This is a genomic window from Alkalithermobacter paradoxus, from assembly GCA_002029295.1.
Taxonomy (GTDB): domain Bacteria; phylum Bacillota; class Clostridia; order Peptostreptococcales; family Peptostreptococcaceae; genus Alkalithermobacter; species Alkalithermobacter paradoxus.
On the sequence record MZGW01000004.1, the window covers coordinates 13,241 to 27,321 of the forward strand.

The following is a 14,081-nucleotide window of genomic DNA, read 5'->3' on the forward strand; positions in this document are numbered from 1 at the left end:
GACCACTTTTTTAATTTTATTCTATAATTTCCGTTATGAATTTCAAAAAAGTTTACCTTTAAAATCTTTCAAGGAAAGACTTTTTTATTTTATTATAATAATCCATAACCTTTACTACATAGTTTTGAGTTTCTCTAAAAGGAGGAATACCTTTATACTTATCGACATTCCCAGGACCTGCATTGTATGAAGCTAGTGCAAGATCTAAATTTCCATACCTTTTAATAAGAGAACTTAAATATTTTGTACCACCAAAAATATTATCCCTAGGATCGTAAGCATCTTTAACATCTAAATAATCTGCAGTAGAAGGCATAAGTTGCATAAGACCCATAGCTCCTTTTGGAGATGTAGCATTTGGATTAAAATTAGATTCTACTTTTATTACAGATCTAATTAAAGCTTCGTCTACATTATATTTAATAGAAGCTTCCTTAATTATATCGTCAATATCGCTACTAAGTAGATTAGAATTTTGTACCTGAGAAACAGGACTAGAATCGATTATTTCGTTGTTAACTGAAATTTTATTGTTAAGAATATTATTAAACTCTGCACTGGAATTATTTGGAATATTTTCATTATTTCTGATAATTTTAACAGGTATTCTACTTTGAATTTCGTTTATTTTGTTTAGATATATTTGTCGAACTAAATTATTCATAGTCATACCCCTCATGATAGTAATATTTTATATACAAATATTATATAAATTATATATAGAATAGTAAAGGGTGGAGGGGAAACAAATGAGAAAAAGAAAAAATTACAAATTATCTAGTGCTATGTTGTTATTAGTTATACCAATAGTGGCAACAATTGTATCATGGAGTATATACAAAAAAATAAATACACTAGATTCAGTTCCTACATTTGCAAATAAAAACTCATACAAGATAGAAGCACTTACAGTATATTCTATACAAGTAGGAGCACTTACGGATAAGAATCAGACAAGTATAGTGGTAAAAGACCTAGAAGAAAACAGAATACCTAACTATATAGTTACAAAGGGAAATCTAAACAAAATAAATAGTTATATGTTCTTAGATAAGGAGCAAACAAGAAGTCTATTAGAAGATGTAAGAGGTAATTACTCAGATGCTTTTTTAGTAACAAGTCAAATTCCTGCTATAAATCTTTCTTATAGTAAAGAACATTCTTACTTGAGAGATGTAGGAAAAAAAATTGATCTTATTTTAGAAAATATGAAAAAAGAATCAAATTTCTGGTACTCGTATAGAGAAGGAAATCTAGAAACCGAAGAATACCTGAAAATAATAGAAGAAAGGAAAAACATTCTAGATGAAATGAAACAGTATACAATGAACATTGATAAAGAAGAAACAAAAGAATTTAATGCAAACTTATTAGTATTTATTAACAATGTACGGGAAAAAATAGATACAATAGACGGAAATATGCAAAAGCAAGACATGTTTTCCTGTGAAAAAATATACATAGATTCAATATTTGAATATTTAAAGTTTGTTGAGAGTTTAAGAAAAAGGAGCTAAATAGCTCCTTTTTGAAAAATTATGCATAAAAACCGTTAAAAAAATAATTAAAAGGACTTTTTATATCATTTGTAGTATACTATTTGTAACACGACTACAATGATTGTATGCTTAAAATGAATTATACTATTTTAAGCATATTTATTCATCAATACATAAAAAGGTTAGTAAGGAGGTAATATGATATGGCGCTCTTAACATTTAAAGGTGGTGTTCATCCCCCACATAGAAAGAAGTATACAGAACACATTCCTACAAAAAGAGCTAATGAACCTGAAATTGCATACATTCCACTACAACAACATATAGGTGCGCCTTGTAATGCTATTGTAAGTGTTGGAGATACAGTAAAAGTAGGGCAAAAAATAGGTGAGGTTCAAGGATTTGTTTCATCACCAGTACATTCATCTATATCTGGAAAGGTAAAAGCTATAAAGGAATACCCAACTCCTGGTGGGAACTCTTTGTGCATAATAATAGAAAACGATTTCAAAAATGAAGTTCATGAAAGCGTAAAAAGTAAGGGAGATATAGATACTTTAAGCAAAGAAGAAATATTAGAAATAATTAAAGAAGCTGGAATAGTTGGTATGGGTGGAGCGGGTTTCCCTACTCATGTAAAGCTTTCTCCTCCTAAAGACAAAAAAATAGATACAGTCATACTTAATGGTGCAGAATGTGAACCATATTTAACAGCTGACCATAGGTTAATGCTTGAAGCTCCGGAAGATGTTGTATACGGTCTAAAAGCAATTATGAAGGTACTAGGTGTAGAAAAGGGATATATAGGCATAGAAGATAACAAAATGGATGCTATAGATTCCATAAAAAAAGCTGTAGCAAATGAAAAGAATATCGAAGTTGTACCTCTTAAAACAAAGTATCCTCAAGGAGCTGAAAAACAGCTTATATATGCTTGTATAAAGAAAGAAGTTCCATCAGGAGGACTTCCTATGGATGTTGGAGTTGTTGTTAATAATGTTGGAACAGCAGCACAAATTGCAAAAACTATAAAAACTGGTATGCCTCTTATTGAAAGAATAACAACTGTAACCGGAAGTGCTATAGCAAATCCACAGAACTTGATAATAAAAATAGGTACTTTATTTAAAGATATAATAGATCAGTGCGGTGGATTTAAGGAAGAAGCAGGTAAGGTAATAATGGGTGGTCCGATGATGGGACTAGCTCAATACACATTGGATGTTCCTGTTATAAAAGGTGCATCAGGAATACTTTGTTTAAATAAAAAAGATGCTACCTTACCTAATCCAAAGAGCTGTATAAGATGCGGAAAGTGTGTTTATATATGTCCTGCAAATCTTCAACCATTATATATAAGTGCACATGCATTAAAATACAACTTTGACAAAGTAGAGGAATACAAAGCATTAGATTGTATTGAATGTGGATCGTGTTCTTTCATATGTCCATCTAAAAGGCCTCTACTTCATTCAATTAGAGTTGGTAAAAGAGAAATAATAGCTAAAAAGAGAAAGCAAAATAAGTAGTAAGGAGGCAAGTAAATGAATACAAAATTTATAATATCATCTTCTCCTCATTTAAGATCTGATGAAGATGTATCAGTTATAATGAGAGATGTTGTAATAGCACTAATACCAGCTACTATAGCTGCTGTATATTATTTTAGAATGGGTGCTGTAATAGCGATACTATCTGGTGTAATAGGAGCGGTTCTTACAGAGGCTTTAATTCAAAAGGTTATGGGAAAAGAGGTTACAATAAATGACTATTCGGCTGTTATAACAGGTCTTTTGGTTGCTTTTAACGTACCAGCGTCAGCTCCTTGGTGGATACCTTTTGTTGGTTCTGTATTTGCAATTGCTATAGTAAAACAGCTATTTGGAGGGCTTGGTCATAACTTTATGAATCCTGCACTTGCAGCTCGTGCGATGCTACTAGCTTCTTGGCCAGTTGAAATGACTAACTGGATTACTCCAGGAGTAGATGCAGTAGCTACAGCTACACCACTTGGAATGATGAAAAGTGGAGAAGCACTTCCAAGTATATTTGATTTATTCATAGGTAATATAGGAGGATGTGTAGGAGAAACTTCTGCAATAGCACTTATAATAGGAGGAATCTATCTTCTTTATAGGGGAGTAATAACTTATGTAATACCTACTTATTATATAGGTACAGTGGCAGTATTAACATTCTTATTAGGAGGATTTGATTTAACTACTGTTATTTATCATCTTTTTGCAGGTGGACTTATGATAGGTGCATTTTATATGGCAACTGATTATGCTTCTTCTCCTATGACAAATAAGGGACTTATAATATATGCAATAGGATGTGGAGTTTTAACAACTGTAATAAGATTTTACGGTGGATATCCTGAAGGAGTTTCATACTCTATTCTACTAATGAACGTTGCAACTCCGTTGATAGATAAATACACTAATCCTAAGGTATTTGGGGAGGTGTCTAAGTAATGAAAGATATAGCTAAACTTGGAGTAATTCTTCTAATAATAACATCTATATCTGCTGTAGTATTAGGATTTACAAACAATCTAACACTGCCTTATATAGAAAAGCAAGCTAAAGAAGCTAACAACCTAGCTCGTCAAGAAGTATTACCTGATGCTAATGAATTTGAAAAAATAGATATTAATATAGAATCTTCATTAGTACAAGAAATATACAAAGGGTTAAATGGAAGTGAACTAGTAGGGTACACTATAAAGACAACACCAAAAGGTTATTCTGGTGAAATAGAAGTTATGGTTGGAATAGGAGTAGATGGAACTATACATGGAGTAAATATAGGAAACCATACCGAAACTCCTGGGCTTGGTGCAAAAGCAAGCGATGATGAATTCAAAAATCAATACAAAAATAAAGAAGCTAAAGGTGATATAGAAGTTATAAAAAGTGGAATTCCAAAAGATGATGAAATAGTTTCTATAGCAGGAGCTACAATAACTTCAGAGGCAGTTACTGATGGGATAAATGAATCTATTAGAATATTTAATGAAGTTTTAAAGTAGCTTGGAGGTGTAAATATGAATTTGTTTAAACTTATAAAAAATGGAATAGTTAAGGAAAATCCAATATTTGTTCATGTATTAGGTATGTGTCCTACTCTTGCCGTAACTACATCGGCTGAAAATGGTATGGGTATGGGTCTAGCTACAACTACAGTTTTATTGTGTTCAAATTTTGTAATATCTCTTATTAGAAAGATTATACCATCTAAAATTAGAATACCTGCATTCATAGTTGTAATAGCAACATTCGTTACTATGGTTGGAATGCTTCTAAAAGCTTATCTTCCAGCACTTGATAAGTCGCTTGGGATATTTATACCTTTAATAGTTGTTAACTGTTTAATACTTGCAAGAGCGGAGAGCTTTGCATCTAAAAATAGCCCAGTTCCTTCTATATTTGATGGTATAGGTATGGGGGTTGGATTTACAATCTCTCTTACTATACTAGGTGCAGTTAGAGAATTATTTGGTGCTGGTTCTATATTTGGAGTTAATTTACTTGGAAGCGCTTATAAACCTGCTTTAATAATGATTTTACCTCCAGGAGCATTTTTAGCACTAGGTCTTTTACTTGCTGTATTTAACAAAATATCTGTCAAAAAAGCTAGTTAGGAGGAAAATTTATGGCAAATATATTTATAATACTACTAAGTTCTATACTTGTTAATAACTTTGTTTTGTCTAGATTCTTAGGTATATGTCCATTTCTTGGAGTTTCAAAGAAAGTTGAAACATCTTTAGGAATGGGTATGGCTGTTACGTTTGTTATGACTTTAGCTTCTGTAATAACTTATTTTATTCAAAAGTTACTAGTGTTTCTAGGAATAGAGTTTTTACAGACTATAGCGTTTATACTAGTTATAGCTTCTTTAGTTCAGTTTGTTGAAATGGTAATTCAAAAGGTAAGTCCAACACTATATCAAGCACTAGGGGTTTATTTGCCTCTTATAACTACTAACTGTGCTGTTTTAGGTGTTGCTATACTAAATATACAAAACGACTACAATCTAATAGAAACTATATTCAACGCAATAGGGGCAGCGGTAGGATTTACACTTGCTATAGTATTATTCGCTGGAATAAGAGAAAGACTTGAAATTGCTGATATACCGGAGTTATTCAAAGGCTTCCCAATAGCATTAATTGCAGCAGGACTTATGTCTATAGCATTTCTAGGATTTACAGGATTAGTATAATAAGGTGGTGTTAGAATGGCAAATCTAATATTAAATTCGGTATTGAGTTTGGGTGCTATGGGACTTATATTTGGAAGTGGACTTGCATATGCATCTAAAAAGTTTGCTGTGGAAGTAGACCCTAGAGTTGAAGATATAAATGAAGTTTTACCAGGTGCTAACTGTGGTGGATGTGGTTATCCAGGATGTAACGGATTAGCAGTTGCCATAGTAAACGGAGAAGCTCCTATTACAGCTTGTCCAGTAGGTGGATCTGATTTAGCTGATAAAATAGGTAACATAATGGGAATGACAGCAGAAACTGGAGAAAAGAAAGTAGCAAGAGTAATATGTAAAGGAACATGCAACAATGCAAAAGACAAGGCACAGTATCATGGAATACAGGATTGTAGAGCAGCAGCTATGATAATAAGCGGACCAAAATCATGTCAGTACGGATGCTTAGGGCTTGGAACTTGTGTTAATGTGTGTCAGTTTGGAGCAATAGTAATAAAGGATGATATTGCTCAAATAGACAAAGATAAATGTGTAACTTGTGGAAAATGTCTAGAAGTATGTCCAAAGGCAGTGATAGCATGGGCACCATATGGTCAAGATGTTGTAGTAGATTGTAATAGTAAAGAGTTTGGAAAAGATGTAAAAGTTAAGTGTACGGTAGGATGTATAGGGTGCAAGATATGCGTTAAGGCATGTCCATTTGAGGCGATAACTTTTGATAATAATCTTGCTAAAATAGATTATTCAAAATGTACTCACTGTATGGTATGTGTAGAGAAGTGTCCAACTAAAGCTATAAGTGGAGATTTGAGTAAAAGAAAAAAAGCAATAATAGAAGAAGATAAATGTATAGGATGTACTATATGTAAGAAGAAATGCCCAGTAGATGCTGTGAGTGGAGAACTAAAATCAAAACACGAGATAGATGAGCAAAAATGCATAGGGTGTTCAGAGTGCTTCAAAAAATGTCCTAAACAAGCTATAAAAATGAAATAATAAGGTTAAGATATAAGGTGTGGAAGATTCCACACCTTATTGTATTTTGAGTTTCTAAGTGGTAAACTATAATATGGTAAAAATAAAGAGGTGATGTAAAAAATGGGCATTGTATTAGCTTCATCTTCACCTAGAAGAATAGAGCTACTTTCTAACTTGAATCTTGAATTTAAAGTGCTAAAAAGTGAGATAGATGAAAATGTAAATAACAAAGATGAACCATTTATAACAGCTGTAAGTTTATCTTTGCAAAAAGCATTAGATGTTGCATCAAGGGTAGATAAAGATGATATAGTAATAGGAGCAGACACTATTGTAGTCTTTGAAGGTGAGATACTAGGAAAGCCAAATGATGAAAAACAAGCATACGATACGCTAAAAAAATTGTCCGGGAAATATCATACTGTTGTGACAGGAATAAGCATAATAAGACTTTCTGACAACAAGAAGATAACAGATTATGTGTCAACAAGTGTTAAAATGAAAGAATTAGATTCTGAAAAAATAAAAAGATACATACAAACCAAAGAACCTATGGACAAGGCAGGAGCATATGGTATACAAGGATATGGAGCTTTATTAGTGGAAAAAATAGATGGAGATTATTTCAACGTAGTTGGACTTCCTTTAGCGAAACTTGAAGAAAATTTATATAGACATTTTAATATAAATATTATATAAATTTAGGGGGGCTTGATGTGGAAAGTCTAGCTAAATTGTCTATAAAAGATATGGCAAAAGAAGAAAGACCAAGAGAAAAATTACTTCTTAAGGGCCCAAATTATTTATCAAATGTTGAGTTACTAGCCATACTTCTTAGAACAGGAACTAAGGATATGTCAGCTTTAGAACTTGCAAATTACATAATAAATAAGGAAAAAGAAGGAATAAAGCATCTTGGGAGTGTGTCTGTTGAAGAACTAAGCAACATAAAGGGATTAGGAGTGGCAAAGTCGTGTCAGATTATAGCAGCACTAGAACTTGGAAAGAGAATATCAAAATCGATGAAGCTAGAAAGAATAAAAGTAAGCTGTCCAAGTGACATAGCTGATGTTTACATGGAGGATTATAGATACCTAAAGAAAGAAGTGTTTAAGATACTTCTTTTGAATACAAAGAATGAAATAATAAATGATGTAGAAATTTCAGTTGGGTCTTTAAATTCATCAATAGTTCACCCAAGAGAAGTTTTTATAGAAGCTATAAAGAAAAGTGCAAGCAAAATAATGCTTATACATAATCACCCATCTGGAAATCCTGAGCCAAGTAAAGAGGATAAAGTTATTACAAATAGATTGATAGATGGAGGACGAATACTAGGCATTGAGGTTATAGATCATATAATATTTGGAGATGGTGTATATTTTAGTTTTAAAGAAAAATCTTTAATTTAGGAAGGTGAATAGGTGTGAGATTAAAAGCAAAGAAAATGAATTTATTTGGAGTTATCTCTAAAGATATGGGTATAGATTTAGGTACTGCTAATACTTTGGTATATGTTAGAGGAAAAGGTATAGTATTAAGAGAACCATCAGTTGTTGCTGTAAGAGATGATAATAAAGATGTATTAGCTGTTGGAGAAGAAGCAAAGCGTATGATAGGAAGAACTCCAGGAAATATAGTTGCTATAAGACCTATGAAAGATGGAGTTATAGCAGACTTTGATATAACTCAAAGTATGCTTAGATACTTTATAAGAAAAGCATATCCTAAAAAATCGTTAATAAGTCCTAGAATTGCCGTTTGTGTTCCTTATGGAGTTACTGAAGTTGAAAAAAGAGCAATAGAAGAAGCAGCAAAACAGGCAGGAGCTAGAGATGCTTATCTTATAGAAGAGCCTATGGCAGCAGCTATAGGAGCTGGTATAAGAGTTGAAGAGCCAGACGGAAATATGGTTGTAGATATAGGTGGAGGAACAAGTGAAATAGCTGTTATATCTTTAGGTGGAATAGTTACAGCAAAATCCATAAGAATTGGTGGAGATGAATTTGATGAATCTATTGTTAATTATGTAAAAAAAGAATATAATTTAATGATAGGGGAAAGAACAGCAGAAGAAGTTAAGATAAAAATCGGTTCTGCGTTCAAATCTGAAAAGGAAGAAAAAATGAGCATAAGAGGAAGAGATTTGATAACAGGCCTTCCTAAAACAATAGATATAACTTCAAGTGAGGTTAGAGAAGCGTTAAGTGAACCAGTAACAAGCATAGTAGAAGGAATAAAAGCTACTCTTGAGAGAACTCCACCTGAACTTGCGGCAGATATAATAGAAAATGGAATTATGCTAACAGGCGGAGGGGCGTTATTAAAAGGTTTAGACAGGTTAATTAAAGAAGAAACAGGAATGCCTGTACATGTAGCAGAAAATCCTTTAGACTGCGTTGCGATAGGTACAGGAAAGTCAGTTGAAGATAAAGAGATATTTGATAAAGTTCTTATGCACAATAAAAGGTGATAGATATGAGTAGAAGAAGAAAAAAAGAAAATAAGACTAATAAAGAAGTGATAGCATTTGTTTCAATTGCTATCACTCTAATTATAGTTATAGGTATATCTGCAACAAGGGGAAGTACGAATCCTTTATCTAAAATAATTTTAGATACTACATCTTCTATATCTAGGGGATTAAATAAGGCATTTTCTACCTTAGAAGAAAATGTTGTTGGAATTATAAACTATAGAAAAAACTTGCAAGTAATAGAAAGTATGCGTTCAGAAAATCAAGAACTTAAGCAGAAGATAATAGAAATAGATTTAAGAAGAAGTGAACTTGAAAGCTTATCAAATCTTAAAAGATCACTTAATTACGTAGAGGATAGCTATGAAAAGAAATATATAAGTGCTAGCGTTGTAAGTAAAAACGATGGAAATTGGTACAATAGCTTTACGATATCGGCAGGTAGAAAAGATGGTGTGAAAAATAACAGCATAGTAATATCAGGCGATGGATTAGTTGGAATTATATATGAAGTTTCAAATAATTATTCAAAAGCAATATCTATAATAAACAATAAATCTGCTGTGAGTTTTGAAGTTCTAAGAAAGCCAGAATATACAGGAGTATTAAGTCAAAACATATCTTTAGATTCAGATGAAAAATTTGAAGAAGGACATATAAAAGGATATTTATTTGATGAAGAATACGAAGTTGTTGCTGGAGATATAATAATAACTTCAGGTATAGGACTATATCCAAAGGGGATACCTATAGGGCAAGTAGATAAAGTTATAGAGGATAGAAATAGCTTATTAAAGTATATTAGTGTAAAGCCATACGCAAACTTTAAAAATCTAGACAAAGTGCTAGTAGTTCCGCCAAGAGTATTAGAATAATGGGGGATTTATAATGAAGAATTTTATAGTTTTATTACTAGGAATAATATTTATTATATTTGAAAATAGTGTTCTAAATTATATGCCTATATTCGAAGCTACTATCAATCTTTCGCTTGTATATATAATTTTCATATCCTTATCACTTGAAAAAAATGAAGGTGCTATAATAGGTCTTGTCATGGGAATTTTTAAAGATATTTTAGTTGGGAGATTCCTAGGATTAAATGGACTAATATTTTTCGTAGTAGGATATATATTAGGGGTTATGAAAGATAAAATATTCAAAGATAATATAATTACAGTGCTTGTATTAGTTGTTTTTTCAACTATATTTGACTGTGCTATACAGTTTTTGATGGCAAGTTATTTTGTAAGTACCCAATCTATATCTAAATTTTTATATAAAGGAATGATACTTATTCCACTTTTGCACGTAGTATTTACAACATTAATATATAGGTTTTTAAGGAACTTCATAAAAAGAATAGATAATATATAGTGGTGATTGATTATGAAAAAGAAAAAAATAGAAGATAGATTCGAGGTTTTAAATTTAGTATTTGTAATTGTATTATCAATAGTAACTCTTAGATTAGGATATATAACTACAATAAAGGGAGAAGAATACGCAACACAAGCAGAGAACAAGGTATATAAAAACATATTAGTAGAAGCCCAAAGAGGAGAAATAAGAGATAGATACGGTAGGTTATTAGCAGGAAATAGACCATCTTTCACAGTTCAAATTTATAAAGATCAAGTCCAAAATGAAGGTTTTAATAGTGTTGCTATAAAGCTTATAAATATACTAGAGGATAATGACGAAAAATACATCGATGAATTTCCAATAATTGTAGAAAATGGGGAGTATGTATTCACATATGACATAGCTATAAGAGATTGGAAAGAAAGAAATGAAATACCTCTAAATTATGATGCTGAAAAGAGCTTTTATTACCTAGTAGATAAATATACAAAAGAAGGAGAAATAAATCCACAGCCAGATGCAGATAAATTTGAACTACAGAGAATGTTAAATGAGCAAGGATATTATCCTCCTATAAGAGTATCCACATGGGAATTTAGTGAGCAAGTGAAAAAGAGAGAATGGCTTTATAGATACAGAATTAGAGATGAAGAAATAACTGCTAAAGAAACTTTTGAAAGACTAAGAGAACGATTTAAAATAGATGAGAGTTTTACAAATAACGAAGCTAGGAAGATATTAGTTGTTAGGGATTTATTACTATCTACAGGATATCTTCAGTATCAACCAATAAAAGTAGCTCTTGATGTATCAAAAGAAACAGTTGCAAAAATAGAAGAAAGAGCTATAGAGCTTCAAGGTATAAATATAGAGGTAGAGCCTGTAAGATATTATCCAAACGGTAATTTAGCATCTCATATACTAGGACAGATAGGAAAAATATCTCAAAAAGAAGAAATTGAAAAGTATATAGAACAAAATGGATACAGTATAACTGATATGATTGGTAAAACAGGTATAGAAAAAACATTTGAAGATGTACTTCAAGGAAAAAAAGGGTACAAAAAAGTACAAGTTGATGCATACGGAAGATTGGTTAGAAGAATAGAAACTAAAAATCCAATTCCTGGGGATACTGTTTACCTTACTATAGATATAGATCTTCAAAGAGAAGCAGAAAGATCTTTAAGAGAAGTTTTACAAACTATCCAAGTAGGTGGCGTTTATGAAAGTCCTTTTGGAAATGTAACATTAAGAAATAATCAAAGAATATATAGAAATGCAAAGTCAGGGGCTGTAGTAGCTTTAGATGCAAAAACAGGGGAGGTTCTTGCTATGGCAAGTTACCCAGACTATGATCCTAATTTATTTGCAACAGGAATAAGTGCAAGTGACTGGAGAGCTTTGCAGCCTGAAAACCCAAATGATCCAATAGCTCCAAAACCTCTTTTTAATACAGCTACATTAACTTCTGTTCAGCCTGGATCTACATTTAAGATGATAACAGGACTTGCGGCTATAGAAAATGGATTAAGCCCTTATTATACAATATATGATAAAGGATATATAATGGTAGGTAATAGATCATTTGGATGTTGGATATGGAATGATCGTAGAGGAACACATGGTGCTACAGATTTATTCAGAGCTATAGAGCATTCTTGTAACTATTACTTTTACTCTGTAAGTACAGGATACGATTATAGTAGAAATAAGCCTTTGCCTGTAAAGATGAATGTAGATGAAGTTTTAAAATACGCTAGAATGTTTGGACTAGACTCAAGAACAGGTATACAGATAGAAGAAAGACCTGGAAGGGTTCCAAGTCCAGATGAGAAGCTAAGAGTTACAAAAGCATCTTTAAAAGCTAGATTAATTAGAGAAATGAGAAATTCTTTTGAAGATATAAGTCCAAACAAAAATGAACAAGAATATGAGAAAAGAGTAAATGAGATAGTTAGCTGGACTGAGGAGAATCCTTCAAGAGGTGAAATAATAAGAAGACTTATAAGCCTTAAAGTACCTGAAAGTGAAGCAAATAGAATTGCAGATTTAGCTAAATATAGTTATTTTAATCAAGCTGATTGGAAAACAGGAGATACATTCAACCTTTCTATAGGACAAGGTCAGCATGCTTATACTCCACTTCAAATGGCAAATTCAATAGCTACTATGGTAAATGGAGGTTATTTAAATAAAGTTACTGTTGTTGATAGAATTGTATCTCAAGACAAACTTGAAACTCAAAGAATAGAGAGAGTTTCAGAAAAAATAGATCTTAAAGATCCTAAGAATTTAGACTACCTAAAGCAAGGAATGCTAGATGTTACACAAAGTGGTTCAACAAGGAGTGCATTTGCAAACTTTCCTATACAAACAGGTGGTAAAACTGGTACGGCTCAAAGAAGTGGTAGAATACCTACAAAAGACGAAAAACAATATCTACTTTCACACCTTGCAAGCTTTAGAGTAAGTGAAAAAGATGTTTTAGAAACTGCTGAAATTCTAAAAAAGCAAAGTACCGACAACAGAAGAGAAGATTATTATATAAGACAGGCCATAAGAAAATTAAATCCTAGTCTAAGCAATGAAGATATAGACAGATTTAAAGATACTTATGACAACTTTTCTTGGTATGTTTCTTACGCTCCACACGATGACCCAGAGATAGTAGTAGCAGTACTTCTATTCCAAGGAGGTCAAGGAGGATATGCAGCTCCAATTGCAAGAGATGTAATGGCACAGTACTTTGGACTCAATAAAAATTCAGATGTAGTACAAGAAAAATTAAATCTATCGGAAGAATTACAAAGATAAAGAAGGATTTGAAAAAATAATGTAGAATCTATATAAAATATAAAGTCTTTTGGAGGATGAATTATGGCTTTAGGTGAAGTAATACAGCTTAAAAATGCGAAAAGAAACATAATAGAATTCAAAGGAACAAAAAATGGTCTTGTAATAAATGTAAAACAAGGATATGACTTTGAAACTATAAAGAATAATTTGATTGATAAGATAGAGGAAAGTAGAAATTTCTTTTCAGGAGCTAAAATTTCGTCGATTAACTGTATTGATTTAACTGATCTAGAGATTATAGAATTAAAAGATATAATTACTCAAAAATTCGATTTGGACTGGGTAGAAGAAGATATTGAAAGTGAAGATGAAATATTTCAAGGCATAAATGAGGGAAACACTAAAATTGTAAAGACTACACTAAGATCAGGAACTAAAATAGAATATAAAGGAAATGTAGTTATAATTGGAGATGTAAACCCTGGAGGACAGGTAGTAGCATATGGCAATATAATAATAATGGGTGCATTAAGAGGTGTTGTACACGCAGGTGCTAATGGAAATAAAAACGCTTTTGTTGCAGCGTACAATCTAGACCCTATGCAGCTTAGAATAGCTGATACTATTGCTATAGCTCCTGAAGACAATTTTGAAAAGCCTAACTTTCCAGAAGTAGCACACATTAAGAATGATTGTATAGTAATAGAGCCATATTTAAATAGAAAATAAGGATGGGG

Annotated in this window: 15 protein-coding genes; 14 read left to right on the plus strand and 1 reads right to left on the minus strand. The window is 31.9% G+C overall.

What is annotated here, in order from left to right:
• Window positions 1-58: 58 nt before the first annotated feature.
• A complete protein-coding gene (locus CLOTH_RS06305; RefSeq protein WP_079412260.1) occupies window positions 59-664 on the minus strand; it encodes a lytic transglycosylase domain-containing protein in 606 nt (201 codons plus the stop codon).
• Window positions 665-749: 85 nt separating this feature from the next.
• Between CLOTH_RS06305 and CLOTH_RS06310 the strand changes: the two genes are divergently transcribed.
• The 14 genes from CLOTH_RS06310 (at window position 750) to minC (ending at window position 14,073) form a co-directional block, all read left to right on the plus strand.
• Window positions 750-1,517, plus strand: coding sequence for an SPOR domain-containing protein (locus tag CLOTH_RS06310; protein WP_079412261.1), 768 nt, complete (start codon window positions 750-752; stop codon window positions 1,515-1,517).
• Between the two features lie 185 nt (window positions 1,518-1,702).
• A complete protein-coding gene (gene rsxC, locus CLOTH_RS06315) occupies window positions 1,703-3,028 on the plus strand; it encodes an electron transport complex subunit RsxC (protein WP_079412262.1) in 1,326 nt (441 codons plus the stop codon).
• Between the two features lie 15 nt (window positions 3,029-3,043).
• Complete coding sequence (locus CLOTH_RS06320) at window positions 3,044-3,976, plus strand: RnfABCDGE type electron transport complex subunit D (RefSeq protein ID WP_079412263.1); 933 nt, start codon at window positions 3,044-3,046, stop codon at window positions 3,974-3,976.
• Window positions 3,976-4,533: an RnfABCDGE type electron transport complex subunit G gene (locus tag CLOTH_RS06325; RefSeq protein ID WP_079412265.1), complete on the plus strand. Its 558-nt coding sequence runs from the start codon at window positions 3,976-3,978 to the stop codon at window positions 4,531-4,533. The genes CLOTH_RS06320 and CLOTH_RS06325 overlap by 1 nt, the downstream gene beginning before the upstream one ends.
• 15 nt (window positions 4,534-4,548) lie before the next feature.
• Window positions 4,549-5,145: an electron transport complex subunit RsxE gene (gene rsxE / locus CLOTH_RS06330; protein WP_079412266.1), complete on the plus strand. Its 597-nt coding sequence runs from the start codon at window positions 4,549-4,551 to the stop codon at window positions 5,143-5,145.
• An 11-nt stretch (window positions 5,146-5,156) separates the two neighbouring features.
• Window positions 5,157-5,729, plus strand: a complete 573-nt coding sequence (gene rsxA / locus CLOTH_RS06335; protein WP_079412267.1) for an electron transport complex subunit RsxA — start codon at window positions 5,157-5,159, stop codon at window positions 5,727-5,729.
• 15 nt (window positions 5,730-5,744) lie between these two features.
• Window positions 5,745-6,722, plus strand: coding sequence for an RnfABCDGE type electron transport complex subunit B (gene rnfB / locus CLOTH_RS06340; RefSeq protein WP_079412268.1), 978 nt, complete (start codon window positions 5,745-5,747; stop codon window positions 6,720-6,722).
• Window positions 6,723-6,824: 102 nt separating this feature from the next.
• Window positions 6,825-7,403: a nucleoside triphosphate pyrophosphatase gene (locus CLOTH_RS06345; RefSeq protein ID WP_079412269.1), complete on the plus strand. Its 579-nt coding sequence runs from the start codon at window positions 6,825-6,827 to the stop codon at window positions 7,401-7,403.
• Window positions 7,404-7,453: 50 nt separating this feature from the next.
• Window positions 7,454-8,116, plus strand: a complete 663-nt coding sequence (gene radC / locus CLOTH_RS06350) for a RadC family protein (protein WP_143715441.1) — start codon at window positions 7,454-7,456, stop codon at window positions 8,114-8,116.
• A gap of 35 nt (window positions 8,117-8,151) precedes the next feature.
• On the plus strand, window positions 8,152-9,177 hold the full coding sequence (locus tag CLOTH_RS06355) for a rod shape-determining protein (protein WP_079412492.1): 1,026 nt from the start codon (window positions 8,152-8,154) through the stop codon (window positions 9,175-9,177).
• 5 nt (window positions 9,178-9,182) lie between these two features.
• Window positions 9,183-10,055 carry a rod shape-determining protein MreC gene (mreC, locus tag CLOTH_RS06360; protein WP_079412271.1) on the plus strand — a complete coding sequence of 291 codons (873 nt, stop codon included), beginning with the start codon at window positions 9,183-9,185 and terminating at the stop codon, window positions 10,053-10,055.
• A gap of 13 nt (window positions 10,056-10,068) precedes the next feature.
• Window positions 10,069-10,557 carry a rod shape-determining protein MreD gene (gene mreD, locus CLOTH_RS06365; protein WP_079412272.1) on the plus strand — a complete coding sequence of 163 codons (489 nt, stop codon included), beginning with the start codon at window positions 10,069-10,071 and terminating at the stop codon, window positions 10,555-10,557.
• 12 nt (window positions 10,558-10,569) lie between these two features.
• Window positions 10,570-13,362: a penicillin-binding transpeptidase domain-containing protein gene (locus CLOTH_RS06370; RefSeq protein ID WP_079412273.1), complete on the plus strand. Its 2,793-nt coding sequence runs from the start codon at window positions 10,570-10,572 to the stop codon at window positions 13,360-13,362.
• Window positions 13,363-13,425: 63 nt separating this feature from the next.
• Window positions 13,426-14,073 (plus strand): septum site-determining protein MinC, encoded by a 648-nt coding sequence (gene minC, locus CLOTH_RS06375; RefSeq protein WP_079412274.1) that lies wholly within the window; start codon window positions 13,426-13,428, stop codon window positions 14,071-14,073.
• The last annotated feature ends 8 nt before the right edge of the window (window positions 14,074-14,081 follow it).

What these genes read in the sequence shown, in the direction of transcription:
- rsxC (WP_079412262.1), top strand. Translation starts at nt 1,703, where the DNA reads ATGGCGCTCTTAACATTTAAAGGTGGTGTTCATCCCCCACATAGAAAG.
- rnfB (WP_079412268.1), top strand. Translation starts at nt 5,745, where the DNA reads ATGGCAAATCTAATATTAAATTCGGTATTGAGTTTGGGTGCTATGGGA.
- mreD (WP_079412272.1), top strand. Translation starts at nt 10,069, where the DNA reads ATGAAGAATTTTATAGTTTTATTACTAGGAATAATATTTATTATATTT.
- minC (WP_079412274.1), top strand. Translation starts at nt 13,426, where the DNA reads ATGGCTTTAGGTGAAGTAATACAGCTTAAAAATGCGAAAAGAAACATA.
- CLOTH_RS06310 (WP_079412261.1), top strand. Translation starts at nt 750, where the DNA reads ATGAGAAAAAGAAAAAATTACAAATTATCTAGTGCTATGTTGTTATTA.
- rsxE (WP_079412266.1), top strand. Translation starts at nt 4,549, where the DNA reads ATGAATTTGTTTAAACTTATAAAAAATGGAATAGTTAAGGAAAATCCA.
- CLOTH_RS06320 (WP_079412263.1), top strand. Translation starts at nt 3,044, where the DNA reads ATGAATACAAAATTTATAATATCATCTTCTCCTCATTTAAGATCTGAT.
- CLOTH_RS06355 (WP_079412492.1), top strand. Translation starts at nt 8,152, where the DNA reads ATGAATTTATTTGGAGTTATCTCTAAAGATATGGGTATAGATTTAGGT.
- CLOTH_RS06305 (WP_079412260.1), bottom strand. Translation starts at nt 664, where the DNA reads ATGAATAATTTAGTTCGACAAATATATCTAAACAAAATAAACGAAATT.
- rsxA (WP_079412267.1), top strand. Translation starts at nt 5,157, where the DNA reads ATGGCAAATATATTTATAATACTACTAAGTTCTATACTTGTTAATAAC.
- CLOTH_RS06325 (WP_079412265.1), top strand. Translation starts at nt 3,976, where the DNA reads ATGAAAGATATAGCTAAACTTGGAGTAATTCTTCTAATAATAACATCT.
- mreC (WP_079412271.1), top strand. Translation starts at nt 9,183, where the DNA reads ATGAGTAGAAGAAGAAAAAAAGAAAATAAGACTAATAAAGAAGTGATA.
- radC (WP_143715441.1), top strand. Translation starts at nt 7,454, where the DNA reads ATGGCAAAAGAAGAAAGACCAAGAGAAAAATTACTTCTTAAGGGCCCA.
- CLOTH_RS06370 (WP_079412273.1), top strand. Translation starts at nt 10,570, where the DNA reads ATGAAAAAGAAAAAAATAGAAGATAGATTCGAGGTTTTAAATTTAGTA.
- CLOTH_RS06345 (WP_079412269.1), top strand. Translation starts at nt 6,825, where the DNA reads ATGGGCATTGTATTAGCTTCATCTTCACCTAGAAGAATAGAGCTACTT.